General features: G+C 61.7%; 16 protein-coding genes. 10 read left to right on the top strand and 6 right to left on the bottom strand.

What is annotated here, in order from left to right; all coding sequences use genetic code 11:
* The first annotated feature begins 5 nt into the window (after positions 1 to 5).
* Both QX094_RS08520 and QX094_RS08515 read left to right on the top strand, forming a co-directional pair.
* A complete protein-coding gene (locus QX094_RS08520; protein WP_315716419.1) occupies positions 6 to 1,001 on the top strand; it encodes an ABC transporter ATP-binding protein in 996 nt (331 codons plus the stop codon).
* Positions 1,001 to 2,014: an oligopeptide/dipeptide ABC transporter ATP-binding protein gene (locus QX094_RS08515; RefSeq protein WP_316187800.1), complete on the top strand. Its 1,014-nt coding sequence runs from the start codon at positions 1,001 to 1,003 to the stop codon at positions 2,012 to 2,014. The genes QX094_RS08520 and QX094_RS08515 overlap by 1 nt, the downstream gene beginning before the upstream one ends.
* 104 nt (positions 2,015 to 2,118) lie before the next feature.
* Here the strand turns inward: QX094_RS08515 and QX094_RS08510 are convergent, their stop codons facing one another.
* Entirely contained in the window at positions 2,119 to 3,123 is a 1,005-nt protein-coding gene (locus QX094_RS08510) for a response regulator transcription factor (RefSeq protein ID WP_316187799.1), read from the bottom strand.
* Between the two features lie 350 nt (positions 3,124 to 3,473).
* On the opposite strand from QX094_RS08510, the gene QX094_RS08505 reads away from it, so the two are divergent.
* The 6 genes from QX094_RS08505 (at position 3,474) to QX094_RS08480 (ending at position 10,447) form a co-directional block, all read left to right on the top strand.
* Positions 3,474 to 4,376, top strand: a complete 903-nt coding sequence (locus QX094_RS08505) for a sugar phosphate isomerase/epimerase (RefSeq protein WP_316187798.1) — start codon at positions 3,474 to 3,476, stop codon at positions 4,374 to 4,376.
* Positions 4,377 to 4,742: 366 nt separating this feature from the next.
* Positions 4,743 to 5,846 (top strand): NAD/NADP-dependent octopine/nopaline dehydrogenase family protein, encoded by a 1,104-nt coding sequence (locus QX094_RS08500; protein WP_316172236.1) that lies wholly within the window; start codon positions 4,743 to 4,745, stop codon positions 5,844 to 5,846.
* A gap of 31 nt (positions 5,847 to 5,877) precedes the next feature.
* Entirely contained in the window at positions 5,878 to 6,840 is a 963-nt protein-coding gene (locus QX094_RS08495; protein WP_316159739.1) for a DMT family transporter, read from the top strand.
* A gap of 215 nt (positions 6,841 to 7,055) precedes the next feature.
* Positions 7,056 to 8,435 carry an MmgE/PrpD family protein gene (locus QX094_RS08490; protein ID WP_316187797.1) on the top strand — a complete coding sequence of 460 codons (1,380 nt, stop codon included), beginning with the start codon at positions 7,056 to 7,058 and terminating at the stop codon, positions 8,433 to 8,435.
* A 1,237-nt stretch (positions 8,436 to 9,672) separates the two neighbouring features.
* Positions 9,673 to 9,867, top strand: coding sequence for a transcriptional regulator domain-containing protein (locus QX094_RS08485; protein WP_316187796.1), 195 nt, complete (start codon positions 9,673 to 9,675; stop codon positions 9,865 to 9,867).
* Between the two features lie 4 nt (positions 9,868 to 9,871).
* The gene (locus QX094_RS08480; RefSeq protein WP_315754305.1) at positions 9,872 to 10,447 is read left to right on the top strand and encodes a DUF2285 domain-containing protein; all 576 of its coding nucleotides are present in this window, start codon (positions 9,872 to 9,874) and stop codon (positions 10,445 to 10,447) included.
* A gap of 117 nt (positions 10,448 to 10,564) precedes the next feature.
* Here the strand turns inward: QX094_RS08480 and QX094_RS08475 are convergent, their stop codons facing one another.
* A complete protein-coding gene (locus QX094_RS08475) occupies positions 10,565 to 11,041 on the bottom strand; it encodes a helix-turn-helix domain-containing protein (protein WP_316187372.1) in 477 nt (158 codons plus the stop codon).
* A 167-nt stretch (positions 11,042 to 11,208) separates the two neighbouring features.
* Here QX094_RS08475 and QX094_RS08470 point away from each other — a divergent pair, with 167 nt between their 5' ends.
* On the top strand, positions 11,209 to 11,988 hold the full coding sequence (locus QX094_RS08470; RefSeq protein WP_316187373.1) for a hypothetical protein: 780 nt from the start codon (positions 11,209 to 11,211) through the stop codon (positions 11,986 to 11,988).
* Between the two features lie 31 nt (positions 11,989 to 12,019).
* A complete protein-coding gene (locus tag QX094_RS08465; protein WP_315716411.1) occupies positions 12,020 to 12,391 on the top strand; it encodes a nuclear transport factor 2 family protein in 372 nt (123 codons plus the stop codon).
* Between the two features lie 152 nt (positions 12,392 to 12,543).
* Here the strand turns inward: QX094_RS08465 and QX094_RS08460 are convergent, their stop codons facing one another.
* Genes QX094_RS08460 through QX094_RS08445 form a run of 4 tightly spaced genes read right to left on the bottom strand, consistent with a single transcriptional unit; the run spans position 12,544 to position 17,517 of the window.
* Positions 12,544 to 13,842: an alkaline phosphatase family protein gene (locus tag QX094_RS08460; RefSeq protein WP_316187795.1), complete on the bottom strand. Its 1,299-nt coding sequence runs from the start codon at positions 13,840 to 13,842 to the stop codon at positions 12,544 to 12,546.
* A gap of 2 nt (positions 13,843 to 13,844) precedes the next feature.
* Entirely contained in the window at positions 13,845 to 15,122 is a 1,278-nt protein-coding gene (gene phnA / locus QX094_RS08455; protein ID WP_315769762.1) for a phosphonoacetate hydrolase, read from the bottom strand.
* Positions 15,122 to 16,468, bottom strand: a complete 1,347-nt coding sequence (locus QX094_RS08450) for an amidase (RefSeq protein ID WP_316187794.1) — start codon at positions 16,466 to 16,468, stop codon at positions 15,122 to 15,124. The genes phnA and QX094_RS08450 overlap by 1 nt, the downstream gene beginning before the upstream one ends.
* Positions 16,465 to 17,517 (bottom strand): branched-chain amino acid ABC transporter permease, encoded by a 1,053-nt coding sequence (locus tag QX094_RS08445; protein WP_315716465.1) that lies wholly within the window; start codon positions 17,515 to 17,517, stop codon positions 16,465 to 16,467. The genes QX094_RS08450 and QX094_RS08445 overlap by 4 nt, the downstream gene beginning before the upstream one ends.
* Positions 17,518 to 17,523: the final 6 nt, after the last annotated feature.

Raw genomic sequence — 17,523 nt, 5'->3', positions numbered from 1 at the left:
CAGGCATGACATCGTTTCCTAGGCCAGCTCTCGACCTGCGCAATCTGCGGACCGAATTCCGAATCGGCGGCCATTGGTACCCGGCAGTACGAAACGTCTCGGTATCACTGATGCCAAACGAGACGCTCGCGGTCGTGGGCGAGTCGGGCAGTGGCAAGAGCGTCACGGCCCTATCCATCCTACGGCTGCTTCCGCATGCCGGTGCTCGCATCCAAGGCGGAGAGGTGTTGTTCGAGGGTCAAGATCTCGTGACCTTGTCCGAGCGGGACATGAGCACGATCCGGGGCAATTCGATTGCGATGATCTTCCAGGAGCCGATGACCAGTCTCAATCCGACCATGACCGTGGGAGACCAGATCGCGGAGGCGATCCTCATTCATCGCGGAGGGTCGCGCATGGAGGCCAAGGCTGAGGCGCTTCGGCTCTTGGCGGAGGTCAAGATTCCATCGCCGAAGAGCCGACTAGATGAGTATCCGCATCAATTTTCGGGGGGGATGCGCCAACGCGTCATGATTGCCATGGCACTTGCCTGCCATCCGAGGGTTCTTCTGGCCGACGAGCCGACGACGGCACTCGATGTGACGATCCAGGCGCAGGTGCTGACTCAACTCGAAGAGCTCAAACAGGCCTACGGAATGTCGATGTTGTTCATCACGCATAATCTTGGCGTGGTTGCGCAGATCGCCGACCGCGTTGCCGTGATGTATGCGGGCGAGATTGTCGAGCTTGCGACTGTCGACGCGCTGTTCGCAAAGCCCATGCATCCTTATACGGCGGCGTTGCTACGCGCCATGCCGCGAGCTGACCGGGCCAGCGAGAGTCTGGAGCCGATCCCCGGCAGTGTTCCGGCCCTGTCTGCCGTTCCAGCAGGCTGCGCCTATGCGCCCCGCTGCCCGTTCAAGGACCGCAGCTGTACCGAACTGCACCCAGAGCTCGTATCATCAGGTGATCCCGGACATTTGGTGCGCTGTCCCGTCAGACCGGTCGGAGGAGTGCATTGATGACGACATCCCTGGGAAGCGGCGACTTTGTTGTACGTCATCTTTCGAAGACCTTCGTGAGACACGGAGGTTCAGGCGCCAGATGCGTCCGGGCGGTCGATGATGTGTCCTTCCGCATTCCAAAGGGGGCTTCCGTTGGCCTCGTGGGCGAGTCCGGTTGTGGCAAGTCAACGGTCGCGCGTACCATTCTTCGGCTCATTGAGCCCGATAGCGGATCAATCTTATTCGACGGCATCGATGTCCGCGCCGCCAAGGGGGCCACCTTGCGCGCGTTGCGGCGCCGGATGCAGATCGTGTTTCAGGATCCGTATTCTTCGCTCAATCCGCGCCGAACAATCCGGCAGACTCTGGAAGAACCCCTTCGTGTTCATCTGCGACTCTCGTCAAAGGACATCCGCGAGAAGGCGGAAGCCGCCATGCTCGAGGTCGGGTTGCCGCGAGAAGCACTGGAACGCTACCCGCACGAGTTCTCAGGCGGGCAGCGGCAACGGATTGGCATTGCACGGGCGCTGGTCTTGGATCCCGAACTGGTCGTCGCAGACGAGGCCGTTTCTGCTCTCGATGTGTCGGTCCAGGCGCAAATTCTTCGACTGCTGGAGGGGCTGCGCGAACGCCGCGGCCTGTCGTTCTTGTTCGTTTCGCATGATCTCGGGGTGGTCCGCCATTTCTGCGACCGAGTCTCCGTCATGTATCTTGGGCGCATCATCGAAGAGGGGCCGACGGCAGATGTTCTTGACCGTCCGTTGCATCCTTACACCAGGCTTCTGCGCGACAGCTATCCAGTGCCGGATCCGAGGGCCCGCCGGCCTCTGATCCAGATCGTGGGAGAGGTTCCTTCTGCAGCCAATCCGCCTCCGGGCTGTGGCTTTCATCCGCGTTGCGCGCGAGCGGAAGGTCTATGTTCCGTCGAAAAGCCGCAGTTGGAGACGTCGGGAGACGGCCGATTCCGGGCATGCTACTTCCCGGAAACAAGCGAGATCGCGTGGGGGAGCCTGCGCATCGGAGCGCGATGACTTGAAGCCCCGCCAAAGAAGTTCATTGGCGAGTGTGCCGTGATCGTAATCCAGTCGCCCAATTCCTTGGATTGAAGTCGACCGAGCGGAAGCTTCGCTGGAGGCTAGCGCGAGAGCCGCTCCCTGATCAGCGGCGAGCGGGGTTTACCCGATCCGATCGGTGCAGCATTCGCAGCGTTGCTGACCGGCTCAGGTCGGGGAAGGTAGGTGGCAGGTCCGTCCGGGGCAAAGTCGAGCGAATAGCCCAATCCTCGCACCGTACGGATATAGTTCGGCTCGCCCCGTTCACAGAGAGCCTTGCGAATGCGGCTGATATGAACATCGATTGAGCGAACGGCGTTCTCCTGAGTATGTGCTCGAATGCTGGATAGGATCTGCTCCCGAGAAAAGACCTTTCGGGGGCATTCGAGGAGCTGTTGCAAGATCCGATATTCGACGGGGCAGAGGCGAATGCAGCGCGCTCCTCGGGAGACGCGATGCGCGTCGGACTCCATGACAATGTCGGCAAATCGAAGCACTTTGGGACTGGAACAAGTCGATTCGCGCAGAAGACCACGCAGCCGGTCGATGAAGATGTCCGGAAGAAACGGCTTCAATATATAGCTTGTCCGATCCGCATGGACGCACGCCTCCTCGAGGTGAGGCGATACGCTTGCCATGATCAGCGTCGGGACATTCTGCGTTGCAGGGTCCCGGTGCAACTGTTCGAGCGCGAAGGCTACGCGATCCCCGCACGATACATCGTCCAGGGCGATCAAGCCGGGGCGCGCGGCGGTGGCGGAGGCGATCGCATCTGTCAGGGTATCAGTCAGCATGCAGTCGAAGCCGTTGCTCTCGAGAATGTATTTGAGCAGGCCCGTGAATCCCTTGTCGCCGACCAGCAGGACGCGTGGTCTCGAAGGCACGGAGATGGAGCGGCCTTCGTCGCGGGCTGTAGAGGCAGGAGCAGACATCTGGCCGCATCCCGCCGCGGATTGGTCGTCCCCCGAATCCGGTTTCCAGCCGGTCGCGAATGCAAGGCCCTTGTCCTGATTTTTAGCTGAGTTTGCGACACTGCAGAACTCCTCGGCAGGCTCGTCGCTGCCAGCTAGGACTGCCTTGTGCACCATTCCCATCTCCATCATGTGTCTGCTGCATCAGATGCAGTAGAGCAGCTTCCGGCGCGCGCGGAAGCTACCAAGCCGGATAGGGGGCTGGACGTGTACGGCTGCCGCCGGCAACCTTAGGACGGGTACGGATCCGTGAATGGTGATGCAATTCCGCAGATGGCGGTCGTCGCTTGCGGAACAAGAAGACTGCGCTCCGGACCGCGGACCTCTACCAGGGTTGGTAGTGGCAGTGTGTGGTCGGTCGCCCTATCTTTGCGGTGCAGGCTCTCCGTGCCGCAGCCGGTCGCAAGTCATCAAGCTTTGGCGCGTCCAGTCGAAGGATCCATGATATGATTTTCGGAGAGGCGCAGATGGTCAGCCGCATCGGATTTGTGCAGGGTGACCTCATGGAGCCGGCTGACAAGAGAGGACGAGGCTTTCTCACGGATTGCTGGCGCGAGGAATTCTCGGTTGCCCAAAAAGTCGGCTTCGAATTGATCGAGTGGAGGATCGGTGACGAGCCGATCCTGATGAATCCTGTGATGTCTTCCACCGGACGAGATCAGATGCGGCGGCTTAGTCGCGAGTGCGACATCTGCATTCCATCGCTGTCCGCCGACTTCATGATGCAATCCCCCTTCTACAAGGTCACCGGCCGTGAGCATTGGGCGAGGCTCGATCTGCTCGGTGCCGTGATCGAGGCGTGTGCTGAGATCGGCATCAAGCTCCTTGTGGTGCCACTCGCGAACGGCGGGCAACAGCTTTGCTCCCGCGAGGCGGCGGCACTTCGATCCGGACTGGATCGGCTTGCGCCGCTCCTCGAGGCTTGCGGCGTCGTCCTCTCCCTTGAGTCTGATCTTGATCCGCCGCTCTTGGCATCGCTGATCGAACCATACCCGGCAGATCGGTTCGGCATCACATACACGGTTGGATGTCGAGCTTCGACGAGCGCTGATGCGCATGAGGCCCTTGCCGCTTGCGGCAGCCGGATCGTGAACGTCCACCTGAAGGACTGGAATTTGCACGTCGACCGCGCTTCGCCGTCTCGTCAGCGAACCAACCTCGCCGGCGCGCTCAATCAGCTGAGACTCGCAGGTTATCGGGGCGATCTTATTCTTCAATCGACCCCTGGTAACTGTCGAGCAGCATTGCTCGCCCAGTATGGTGCCATGGCTGCGACCTGGTGGAGCTTCGGGGGGCCAGATCATCTCAGTCTTGCTCCAGGGATGCTCGAGGCGAACGAGAACCTGCAACAGCTGTCGCATACGCGGTGAGCTTGGAGCTCGACGCCACGCCGAGAGACGAATTCCCTGCAGGCTGTGACTTCGCACCTCTCTGCATGAATTGGTGCGTCCCGGAGCTCGCTTTGGACGAAGCATGATCCTGGCGGTTGCCCTTGACCGAGCGAGGATGACGCCTCCGCGCGCGTGAACAAGTCGTGCAAAGATAAAGGCGATCTATTGACTGCAAAGGCAAGTCAATGCGCGCATTTATGCGTTTCATCGCCAGCCCATTATTAGTGTCCGAGGCGCGTACGTTAGCGAGATGCTTCCGTATGTTTACAGGATTATTATGTTGACCGGATCGTGCTGCTCCAAGAATACTTAAATCTACGTTAGGTTGCGTCATGGAGCAGCAACATGCAGACGTCGGTTTCGATCATTGGTGCCGGGAATTGCGGATGTGCGTTCGCGGCTGATCTTGCCAGTCGAGGAGCGAACGTACTGTTGTACGCGCATCCCGAGCATCGCCGGCACGCGGAGACAATCGACCGCAACGGCTATCTGGAAGCAGGCCTCAAGATCGAAGGCCGCTTCCATCCGGATGTCAGCTCGGACATGGCCGACGTCGTCCGGTTCTCCAAGTTCATCATCATCACGGTCCCGTCATATGGCCATGAGGCCGTCCTGAGCGAACTCGCAAAGTTCGACCTCAGCAAGCATGTCGTCATTTCGATCACGGGCAACTTCTTCGCTCTCATGGCGCGCAGACAGATCAACGCGCGGTACATCCTCGAAACCGCCACGGCGCCCTACGCCTCGAGAATGCAGGATGGCAAGGTGACGGTGATGGGCATCAAGAGCATCATGCCGATCGCAGCGATGCCGGTCGATGTCAGTGAAGCGTTGCGCGATGAGATTGGCGCGATCTTCCCGATGCCGCTGCAGTGGCGCAGCAATGTTCTCGAGATCGGCATGTCCTGCATTACCGGAGTGATTCATCCGACGCCGGCGCTGATGAACGCCGGATGGATCGAGACGCGAAGGGGCGACTTCTATTTCTATCGTGAAGGCATGTCGACGTCGGTCGCCCGCGTCATCGACGAAGTCGACAAGGAGAGAATGGCGATCGCCAGGGAATTTGGCTTCAAGCCGCAGCCTGTCGTGGCGATCATGAACAGCTACTACGACAGGGCCTTCGCCAGTTTCGGCGAGTTCGCCAGAGAGACGGTCGAACACAACACGACCAAGATGGCGCCGACGCACATGCGCGACAGGTTTATTGTGCAGGACGTTCCATACGTTCTGGTTCCCTGGTTCGAGCTCGGCGTCAAGGTCGGCCTCCATTCCACCGCGATCAAATCGATCATCGATCTGGCCTCCATCGTCAACGAGACGGACTATCTGGAGACCGGCCGAAACCTGCGCAGGCTGGGACTGGATGCGGCTTCCAAGGGCCAGGTGATCGAGACATTCAGCGCACCGCTTGCGCCCTGGGACGATGAGCTTCGCCGTATCGCGTAGATCGTGGCCGCTTCTCGACCATGAGGCTTGTATGACGATCATCAGCAGCCGGCAGGACGTGCCAGACAGCTCGGTGTCATCTCACCTGCCGGCAATCGGCTATAAGGTGCTCTCGGCAGCGGTGCTCGCCGTCATGTTCGCCTTGATCAAGAAGCTGGGCGGCGAGTACCCCGTGGGACAGATCGTCTTCGTTCGGAGTTTCTTCGCTCTACTGCCGATTCTCTGGCTTGTCCGGCGTCTCGGAGGTTATCGCCTGCTTCGCACCGAGCGGCCGGGCGCTCATCTGCGCCGCTCCGTTGCCGGTCTTTGCTCCCTCTTCTTCAGCTTCACGGCGGTCGGGATGCTGCCGCTCGCGACCGCGACGGCGCTGGGCTACGCAGCACCGTTGTTCATTACGCTGTTTGCCATTCCCTTGCTCGGGGAGAGCATTCGCCTCCATCGTCTCGTTGCCGTCGTTTTCGGATTTGGCGGCGTGCTGTTGATGGCCCATCCCGATGGCCGGGGGCTCTCCTCGGGAGTCCTCTTCGCGCTGGCCGGTGCGGTGGCCACGGCCCTTGCATTGATCTCCATCCGCAAGATGCGGGACACCGAGACGAGCATGGCCATTGTTTTCTACTTTTCGCTCTCGGGCACATTGGTGAGTGCAGCGACACTGCCGTTCTCTGCAGTCTGGCCGAGCGTGACTGACTTGCCGATCCTCGTCGCGATTGGTGTTCTGGGCGGCGCTGCCCAGATTCTGCTCACCAAGGCCTACCAGATGGCGCCGGCGAGCGTCGTTGCACCCTTCGAATACGCCACCTTCGTCTTTGCCTTTCTGCTCGGTCTCCTCGTCTGGCGTGAGATGCCGGTCCCGATCGAGCTGGCTGGGATTGCCGTCGTGATCGCTTCAAATCTCTTCATTGCGATGTACGAGCAGCTGGCCGGAGTTTCGTCAAAGCTTCGCCTGCCCGGCAAGTGGCACCACACCGCGACGGTCCGCGCCAAAACCGACTGAAATGATCGGCGCGGATCCGGCTCAACCCCATAACTCCGACGAATAGGTGCTCGCAAAATTCGACTTTGACTTCCTGCTGCCATTCGCGCGGAAGATGCTCAAAGGCCAGCTTCGTGCCACTTCGATAGAGTTCGGTTTGCCAATCATGAGTCGGACGGCTGCGCTACCTCACCTCGTCTGATCAGCACACATGTTGAAGATCCCTGGAGGCCCGCATGACATACACCGCTGCCGAGCTGTTGGCCGAATGGGTCAGCGCGAGCAAAGTTCCAGAAGAAGCCCGGGTCAGCGCGGCGAAATGCGTGCTCGATTTGATGACCGCCGCGATAGCCGGCCATGAGACGCCAAATGCGGTGGCCGTGCGCCGAATAGCGAGCGCGACCTGGGGCCATGGACCGGCGGCGATGTGGTTTTCAGGAGAGCGGTCGACCGCTGCGGGGGCAACCTTCGTCAATGCGGCCTGCGCGTGCTCGCTCGACCTGGATGATGGCCACCGCGCCGCTTCGGGCCACCCCGGCGCAGCGATCATTCCGGGGGTATTGTCACTGCTCGGCAGTCCGTCCTTGGATGGGCAACGGGCGCTTGCCGCCATTGCCATCGGATATGAGATAGGCATTCGTATTTCTGCTGCCCGGGATCTGCGAAGCGTCCCGACGGTGAACAGCGGCCTCTGGAGCGGTCAAGCCGTTGCGGCAGCGGTGGGTTGGCTGAGAGGGCTGTCGCGGAGCCAGATCGCACACGCGATCTCAATCGCTGGGACAACGGCACCGAGCCAGTCGGCCACTCCATACACCCGGTTCAGAGGCAACAGCGTCAAGGAGGGCATCCCATGGGGAGCTGCCAATGGCATCCTGGCGGCCGATCTGGCCAAGCAGGGCTTCACCGGACCGATCGACATTCTGGACAGTTCAGAACGGTACGATCGCGCGCGGCTTCTCGACGGGCTCGGAACGAGTTGGCTCATCAACAGCACCTATTTCAAGCCCTATAGTTGCTGCCGTTGGATTCACGCGCCGATTGACGCGCTGATCACGTTGCTGAGCGATCATGACATTCATCCGGAAGCCATCATCAGCATCGATGTGGAGACCTTTGGGAGGTCGTTGACCCTGAGCAACGAGGTGGAGCCGCGTACGCTGGAAGGAGCGCAATACAGCCTTCCGTTCTGCCTCGGTGTCGCCGCGACCAGCGGCGCACCAGCGTTGCTCCCCTTGAGCAACGAGTCGCTGACAGACCAAAGGGCCATCGAGATCGCTGGACGCGTCCACATGACCGTCAATCCCGAATTTGAGCTGATGTTCCCGGCTGCGGTTCCCGGGCGAGTTCGCATCACCACGGCTTCGGGCACCTTTGAGCGGACCGTGTTGGCGCCGAAGGGAGAACCTACGAACCCCATGAGCTGGGACGACATCGGGTTCAAGTTCCAGGCCATTGCAGCTGGTCGCGCCGATGCTCGTGTCGCGGCTGGGATTCCAAATGCGATCGGCGCGTTGCGAAGGGGAGATGTTGCGCCGTTGCAATCGATGCTGGAAGCAAGGCTGTTCGCCAGCTCGAATGACGCGTCGCCCGTCGAGCGGCTTGAGGTCGCCCAGTAGGCCCAGCGAGCGATGAGACGGCGGCAAAAAGTCTTCCTGGCAACAGGTCTATGCAGATCGCTTTGTCCCATCCCCTGGACAGGAGCGTGCGTGCGAAGCCGGCGAGGAGGGACCGGCCACTCAGTTTCTGCAGCGGTTTGACATCTCCCCTAACCATGCTGTCTCATTTGGCTTCCTGATATGAAAATGACGAGAAAGCAGCACTGCCTTTAGGGGTCGTGGTACTGAATGCAGTTGTATGCCTGTCACAATATCGGGAAATCCTTCAGTGCGGTGAAGACGACGCTACGGTCGCCGTCGACGTGAAAGCGCCATACGTCAATCGGATCGACCTTTAGTCTCTGTTTGAAATCTTGTTTTGAGCAGCGAGAAGGCCGGCATGGTCAAGACACCAGTTTTCATCGGACCTAGCGTCGCAACGGATGCTCCCTCCCTTGCACGAGCGGATACTGCCCGTCTGCTCTGTCCCCATCGGGCAGATTGCGGGACGAACTGGCGGGGGTCAAAGGCGAACCTTGTGTTCGCAGCAAAGCTGCTCGGCTGCTTGCGCACAGGAACGTCACCGCCACCATCTGCGCTCGAATGGTGCGGATTTGTTGAGCACTGGACTGTCATCGTTCGCGACGACATATGTGTGCTTGAGGGAACGGTATGGCGTCTCCCATTGTGCCAGGGCAGCTTGGCTGCACCTCTTTTGGCCATTGATCCTGCCGCAGGGTGGGCGCGCGCGCTCGGGGAATGGCTTACGATAGGGGCGCCTCACAAGAGCACCGGCGCAGCCGAACTTCGTCCGGAGCTGATCTCCGATCGTGCTGCACGATGGCTGGAACATCAGCTCGCCCCCACAGATTGAGCTGTGGCCCAGATCGCTTGACCGACATTGCCAAGGGCGGACGAAGCGCTTCTCAAACGGGTGTGAGCGCCTTTTGAGAGCGCGCGTGAGCTTCGAGCGTAAGCAAACTTGATAGGGTCGCGCGACCGCCGTCGATCTGCTGAAATCCTTGGCAAAGTGGACCTGAGGCGAGGCTGGTATGCCGCAGACAGCAGCGGGGCCTCATCATCGCTGCCCGGAATCACGCGATTTGAGTGAAACCGAAAGTCCCTGGAATACGCAAAATCCACTGTGTTGCGCTCGATCGGTGTCAACGCCGCAGATTGATAGCCACGTGCAGGAGCCCTCGTTGCTAGCCTCTGCAAACCTTGGTGAGAGAGTGGAAATGGCAGGGACGAGTGTGTAATGAGCGAGTTCAACTGGAGGTCGTCCGAGTCTTACAAGAAGCTCGAAACAGCCGATGCGGCCGACTTTGCCTGGGAATGTCTACGTCGTAATCCAGACTATCGGCGAGACTACTGCGATCTGCTTGCACAAGACAAAGACGGCCCGACCGATCCTGAATTCCGGCAGCGATGGGGGCTTTCTTTTCGCGGCTGACCCAATGCGCCGGTTTGATGCTCAGGCCATATTCTGGGCGCCGGAAGTGCTGCCGACTGTGCTTCGGGTTGCTCCGACCTCGCAAGGCTCGCTTGCGCCATTCTCTCATCTCGACCTTCGCGGATCGCCCGGCGCCGAGCTGAGACGGGCGTCCGACGGCTGGTACGCGGTGCTGCAGTTGGGCGGCGCCACGCACCGGCTGATGCTCGCCCGGCTTCCGGCGAAGGGGACGGCCGTGGCTGTCGAACTGCCGCTCGACCGTGATTTCGATTTGCAGACGCGCGCGGCCTATCGGCTTTGGACGGCGCTGAGACGAGGTCCGATACGGCTGCCGGCTCACACCGGGCCCATTCAGCAGCGCCGGCGCCTCGTTCTTGCGCTGCGCGCCTTGGATGGCCGCCTCGAGGGCCAGAATTATCGGGCGATCGCCACGGTTCTGTTCGGGTCCGAGCGAGTTGAAGATCGGGGATGGAAAACGCACGACCTGCGCAGCCGGACGATCCGGCTGGTTCAAACAGGTCAGACCCTGATCCGAGGCGGCTATCGAAATCTGCTGCGTAGCCAACGGCGATCAGCATGATCGGCGCGCTGGTCCGTCTCGCAGCCGCCGCGGAAAGTCGACCCTCCGGACAAGGACTGGCTGGGCATGAGGGATGCGAAAACTCAGTCATTCGGCTTGGCCGATGTCCTGAGCGCATTACTCGTCGTCGCGCGAGCGGAGAAGTTCAGCCATCTGCAGCACCTTTCGGCGAAGCCGCTCGTCGGATATACCGAAATAGAGCTCGAGCAGCTGGCGAGATTCGCGTTTGGTCACAAGCTCACTGAAGTCCGCCGTCTGCTCATGAGCCGCCTCTGGCACAGCGGCGCCTGCCTTGACGTCAATCTCGTCAAAGAACCACGTGATCGGAACAGCGAGCTGGTTTGCGATTTCGTACAGCCGAGATGCGCTGATCCGGGTCTCGCCCGCTTCATACTTCTGAATGAGTTGAGCTGTCACGCCGAGGCGTCTTGCCAGGTCATCCTGGCTGAGATCGAGCAGGTTCCGTCGCAGGCGCAAGCGCGTTCCCACATGCTGATCGACATGATTGGGCTTCTTGGATGACCTCCTGAGCCGCTTGCCTTGGTTTCGGGACGCAGCGGGGCGGCCGTCAGGGAGCTGTTTGGAAGTCGCCACGTCCGCTTACCTCATGCCGTATCCAAGATGTTCGTCCATGAAGCATCAATCTCAGCTTGAAACAATCAACCAGAATTATGTCATTCGCGCTACAACTACAGAGGATAGATCAAATGCAATCGTCGCCAGCCACGGTTTGATGTGCGTGACGTAGCAAAGGGCAAGGAATGTCGATGCAGGATTGCTGTCCTCAATCTGGCCGCGTGCCTTCCAATCTGAAGATCGATCATGGTCCGATCAGCCTCCTGGGACGCTTCTTCCTCGCCGCTGACACCGCCGCCCAAGAGCGCGGCATCAGCGTCTATTTTGCGAGCCTACAGGATTTGCTCGACATCAACAGCGCAAATTCCGACAGCTGGCGACCGCTGGTGCCGATCTTCCAGCCCGACCTCGGCGGCGCGACAGCTGAGAACACCTTCGTCATGGTCGGAAAAGACAAGGACGGGGAGATCGTCGCGACACAGGCGGGTCGGTACTACGACTGGACAGCCACGACGCTGTTCGAGGAAGCCATCTCGCTTCGTATGTTCTACGCAGATCCGGCAGCCGCCTTGGCGCGCGGCGACGGCTGTCTGATTGCGACCCCGGTGGCGTCGACGATTGCGGGGAGGGTCGTGTTTTCCGGCGCCGGCTGGTACCGGCGCGATTTTCGCGGCAGAGGGTTGGCGCGAATCCTGCCCCGGATTTCGCGTGCCTATGCTCATGCGCGCTGGAATACGGATTTCACGATCAGCATGATGGCCGACGCTGTGATTGCCGGCGGCATGGCGGATCGCACCGGCTACACCCGGATCGAGCGGTCGAGCGTCGAACTGGTCGTATCTCCGCTCGGATCGATGCGCTGTGGTCTTGTCTGGATGCCGGTGCAGGAGATGCTGGCCGATCTGGAGGCCGCCATGGGCGTAAGCTGGCGCGAGGAATCCGATCCGCGCGCAGCGGCGATGTGAGCAGAGCCGGCTCTCAATGGCGGGGGAAAGCATGCAGGGACCGCTGGGTCACCGGGAAGCCGAGGCATATGTCAGGCACCTGTTCGCGTGTATCGACGCTCACGACTGGGCAGGCTTGTCCAGCCTGCTGGACGACGGTGCCGTCTATGAGCGTCCAGGATATGAGCCCTTTGTCGGCAAGTTGGCCATCATGCAGTTCTATCGCCACGAGCGCATCGTGGCCTCGGGCGAGCACCTGCTTGAGCAGGTGCTGAGCAATGGCGAACAGATCGCCTGCTGGGGCAGCTTTGCGGGCCAGGACAAGAATGGGCGTCCCTTGAAGGCCAGATTCGCCGATGTCTATCATCTCAGCGGTGGCCGCATCGGCCTGCGGCGGACGTTCTTCGACAGTCCGGCGCTCTGATCAGCGCAGTGGCCACGCGCTCTCGGCACCAGTGAACAACTGCTCGCCCCAGGGGGCATCGACAGGATGGGGGGCTGCGGCGCAGCCGGCAGGCATTGGCCACAGATGCTTGGTTGGACATCGTTTGGGCCAATGCGTGTACAGCGCGGGCGTCAGGCCGTCATGGCGCGCGTCTCGGAACGGCAGGCTGCCGCCTGCAAGGCCTCGCCGTCCATCCCTGTGCGGGGCAGCCCGAGATGGGACAGCACTGTCGGCGCGATGTCGATGACGCGCGCGGGTGACTTGCGGATCCGACCCGGACTGAAGCCTTCGCCCCATGCCATCAGGAAAGGAGCCTGCTCGTAGGTCCCGAGTCCTCCATGCTGTCCGCATCCAAGTCGGTCGGGCTTGCCGAGGGCAGGCTTGGCCGCGAGGCTCGAACCGCGGATTCCGAAGCGGTTGGGGACGTCGCTGGACCGCATGGACACAGCAAAGGCAAGGCCGCCGGTGTGAGCTTGTCCAACGCGGTCGAGCTCGTCCGGCCCGAAGACCTGCCCGGCCCAATCACTGCGTTCCAGAAGCGATCGCACGTTCTGCAGCGAGGGGCCGCGCTGGGAATCGACATAGATCAAGGCCGAGGTCCCGTTCGAGATGGCCAGAATCTCGTCGGACATGGGATTGGCTTTGAGACCCGCGGTGATCAGCGCTGCATCGATGTCGACGATGTCCTCGACCGTTTGATGACCATGATCGGATCCGATCAGAAGGAGGATGTCCTCGCCCTGGTCGCGCTGTCTTTCGACGGCTGCGATCACCTCGGCCGCCCGACGATCCGCCTCCGCCAGCACGGCAAGATGGTCCGGAGAACCGAGCGGTGCGTTGTGTTGAATGTGGTCCGGTTCGCCAAGCCACAAAATGCCGACCGCCGGGCGACGCTTCACCATCACGTCGTCGATGAAGCGGGCTGTCATCCTGGCGTCACCGCCGCTGTCCAGCGTGACGTCCAATCGATCGCCGGCCGCGACTTCAATGCGGCCAGGTCCGAACGAGCCGGCCCGGTGATAGACAAATCCATGCCCGTCGGGATCATGGGCATAGGCAGCCCCGGGGGACACGTTGCTGAAGACGATCTGGCCACCCACGGTCTTGACGCGCTCCGCCAGGGTCGGCACTTGCAGTGAGGATCCCGTGACTCGGCGCTTGTGTTGCAGAAACTGCGGATCTCCGGCGTCGCGCAGCACCAACCTGCCGGATTCGATCAGGGCAACGGAATTGCCTTGCAGTCCATGTCTTGCCGGAGTGCATCCGGTTGCAACACTCGCCGACACGACGCGTGTGCACGAAGGAAAGACGGTCCGGTAGTCCTCGAACCATTCGGCGCGCGCGGCGAAATCTGCGAGATGGGGCGTGGTCGCAGGCGAAATGAGGTCCCGTCGAAGTCCGTCGAGGATCATGATGACAACACGCTTCATGGTCAAAGGTCCACCTCATTGAGTGCGACACTGAAAATATCGAAATTGCGCAAAGTGCGCCCGTCGGGCGCGCCCGGGCTCGCGCGAAGCCGATGAGACAGGATGAAGGGGACGCGCTGCTCGGCGAGACCGCCATGCGAGCGCAGCCTTGCGCCCGCCAGGTTGGAAAGCTCGTGGTCGCACGCCCGGGCGCCCAGGGCGATTCCCTTTGCTGCGATCACGCAGACGTCGCCCTCGCGGTCGCGCGGCAGCTCGAAGCGGGCGGCCGCATCGTCTCCGGTCAAGGCGAGACCGACGCCCGGAAGCCCCGCGAGAAACGAAACGACGTCTGAGGCGCGCAGGACTGGATCCAGGAGGTGAACCCGGACGAAGCCGCCGAGCGCGCCGTGATGGCGGACGAACGGGTCGGTGATGGGACAGATCACCCGCGTCCGCCCGAGGCCGAAGACTGCGTCGAGCTGATCGCCGAGATACATGACATTGGGCGAACCATCGGCGTGCGCCATATCACTCATACCGTGATCGGCGACGATCCCGACGAGCGCGCCCTCGGCGAGCAGTGCGCCGAGCCTCTGATCCACCTTGGCCATGAACGCCAGGGCTTCCGGCTCGTGCGGTGCGTAGGCGTGCTGGACATAGTCGGACAGCGACAAATAGATCAGATCAGGACGATGATCCGCCAAGAGCCTGAGACCCGCGTCCAGGACGAACAGGGACAGGTCCGCCGAATACTGATGAGGGACGGAGCGGCCGATCCGCGCGGGCACGTCTGCAATGCCATTCTCGGCTTCGCTGCAGCAATCCGCCTTCTCGGCAGAGAACACGATTCCCTTGAGGTCCTTGCCAAGCGCCTTGCGGAGCTTGTCCTTGGCCGTCACGGCGGCCACCTTGGCTCCGGCACGGGAGAAGGCGGAAAGGATCGTCGGCGCTCGCATCGGCGATGCGTCCACCATCATCACCTCCTCTCCGCTCGCGGCATCGATGTAGAAGTTGCCCGACACCCCGTGGTGCGCGGGCGCGACCCCGGTGACGATCGAAACGTTGTTTGGATTGGTGAAGGTCGGTATGGCCGCGAGCGCCGTGGTCGCAAAGCCGTCGCGTCGCATGCGATCGAGGGCAGGGACGATGCCCGCGCTGCTCGCCGCTGCGATATAGTCGGGATCGCAGCCGTCGAAGCAGATGATGACAGTGGAAACGCGCGGCCAATTGTAGACCCGTCCGTTCACTTCGATCTGCGTGTCGGAGCCCGTTGTCGGCTCGGTGGCGGATGAATATCGCATCAATGATCAACCCGTGTTGGCAGGCGGCAGGTGTGAGCAATCCAGGCGGCGCTCTGAAGCAGCTCACGGTCAGAGCCATGACGCCCAATGAGCTGGAGACCGATCGGCAAGCCGTGCGCGCCGCAGAGCAGCGGCAGTGAGACGATAGGCAGACCGCACAGGCTCCAGGGCATGGCAAGACTCCCCGAGCCGGGACCTTCATCGAGCCTTGTCGCCTCGCCCGGCGCGGAAAGGGTCACAAGCACATCGTGCTGCGCGAACAGCTTCGACGTCAGTCCGATCAAGCGATCGGCCAATGCGTTCAACTCGATGTAACGTTTTGCGCTGAGCGCAATGCCTGCAGCAATTCCATCCTGCAGCGGTGGACACAGCTTGGCAGACAGATGCTGGGGTAGATCGCCGAAGCGAGCCGCCAGATGAGCGTTCAAAAGGCCAAGAGCCACCTCGATCGCACCGCCGAACTCGCTCGGAAGATCCAGCTCGTGGACTGCAACCGGCAACGCACCGATGAAGGCCGTCAAAGCCTCGCCCGCGTCCGGAGCGACCTGCTCGAATCCTGGTCCGCGCACTACAGCGAGCCTCGGAGGGCGTCCGATCCGATCGGCGGCGCTGTCGACAACGGGATCAAATGCGCCGGCAAACAAGCAGAGATCCTGGACGGATCTCGCGAGATAGCCAATCTGCGCAAGCCGCGGCACCAGGATGTTGGAGCCTTCCATGCTTGCAAACCCGAACGACGGCTTGAACGCATACGCTCCGCAGAACGATGCCGGCAGCACCGTCGAGGCGGTGTGCTGAGTCCCAAGTGCAAGAGGGACCATTCGGTCAACCACAGCTGCCGCCGAGCCGGCCGAAGACACACCCGGTGAGCGCCCAAGATCATTGGGATTGCGGGTCGCGCTCGGATGATACATGCCGAACTCCGACGTCGTCGTCTTGCCGATGATGATGGCGCCGGATCGCCTGAGCATCGCGACCGCCGCGGCGTCCGCTGCCGGGCGACGGTCGCGCAGCAGGCTGCTGCCATATTCCGATGGCATGTCGATCGTATCGAAGACATCCTTGACGCCGACGGGCAGGCCATGGAGCGGTCCGGCGAGCCGGCCTTCCGATTGCGCCTTGTCGGCGAGGAACGCCTGCTCGCGCGCCGCGTCCGCCGCGACATGAGTGAAGGCGTGGACCTCGCCGTCGCGTGCCGCAATGCGAGCGAGGCAGGCCTCGAGCAGTGCGGCCGCGGAGAGGCGTCGTTCGCGTATGGCCGAAGCTGCAGCCGTGGCTGTCAGCTGCGAAGGATCGCCATCCATCTCGCAAAGCTGACGCCGACTGTGTGGGATCGCGATGGTCATGATCGGCCCGTCTCCTCGAGGGTCTCGGCAGGTGCGAATGAGCTGGCGCTGGTCCCGCGGAGCCGTGAAGGCCAGGCGAACGCGTGTCGAGGCATCATCCCGTCACGAAAGGTCAGGACGCATGATGCGAAGACGACGCCCTGGAGCACCTGCACCCAGGCCCCATAGGGAGCGAGAAAGTGCTGCATCGTGACCAGGACCGCGGCGCCGACCAAGGGTCCGCTCAATGTGCCGAGGCCCCCGATGAGGCACATCAGAACAGCCTCTCCGGAGAGGTGCCAGTGCGCGCCGGACAAAGTCGCGAGCTGAAAGGCAACCGCACTCAGTGACCCGGCGAGGCCGGCACAGCTGGCGGCGATCGCAAAGGCGAACAGCTTGAGGCCCCGGGCATTCTGACCAAGGGACAGGGCGCGCCGCTCGTCGTCGCGGACCGCGACAAGCATCATCCCAAGCTGAGACGACAGCAGCCGCTTGATGCCGAAATGGACGGAGCAGAAGGCTGCGACGGCAAGTGCATAGACGGCGAGGTCGTTGCGCAGATCAATCAGACCGAACAGGAGGCCGCGCGGCACCGCCTGCAGCCCGTCCTCGCCATGCGTGAAGCTCGACTGGACGAACACGAAGTAGACCATCTGGGCGACGGCGAGCGTGATCATGGCTTGATAGATGCCACGCCGCCGGATCGCCAGCGCTCCCATGACGATGCCGAGCAGAATAGCGGCAGTGATCCCCGCCAGCATGGCCAGCTCCGGGGACATCGCCCAGTGCTTCAGCGCATGCGCGGTGACATAGGCGGCCGTCCCGTAGAGAGCCGCCTGTCCGAACGACATGACCCCGGCGAACCCCAGCAGGAAGTTGAACGACGCGGCTAGAATCGCAAAGCAGAAGATCTTGACCAGGAAGATCGGGTAGAGCAGTGCCGGCAGGACAGCGAGTGCAGCTGCGATGATGACGACGATCAGGATGCGCTCGTATTTCTTGTCCGCGCGTACATCCGGCGTGGCCGTGACCGGGGGAGGAATGCCGGCAAAGGAATGATGACGCAGCACCTCGAT

Source organism: Bradyrhizobium sp. SZCCHNS1050, from assembly GCF_032484785.1.
Taxonomy (GTDB): Bacteria; Pseudomonadota; Alphaproteobacteria; order Rhizobiales; family Xanthobacteraceae; genus Bradyrhizobium.
Note: the sequence above shows the minus strand (reverse complement) of the source record. Positions and strands in the feature narration are given on the sequence as shown.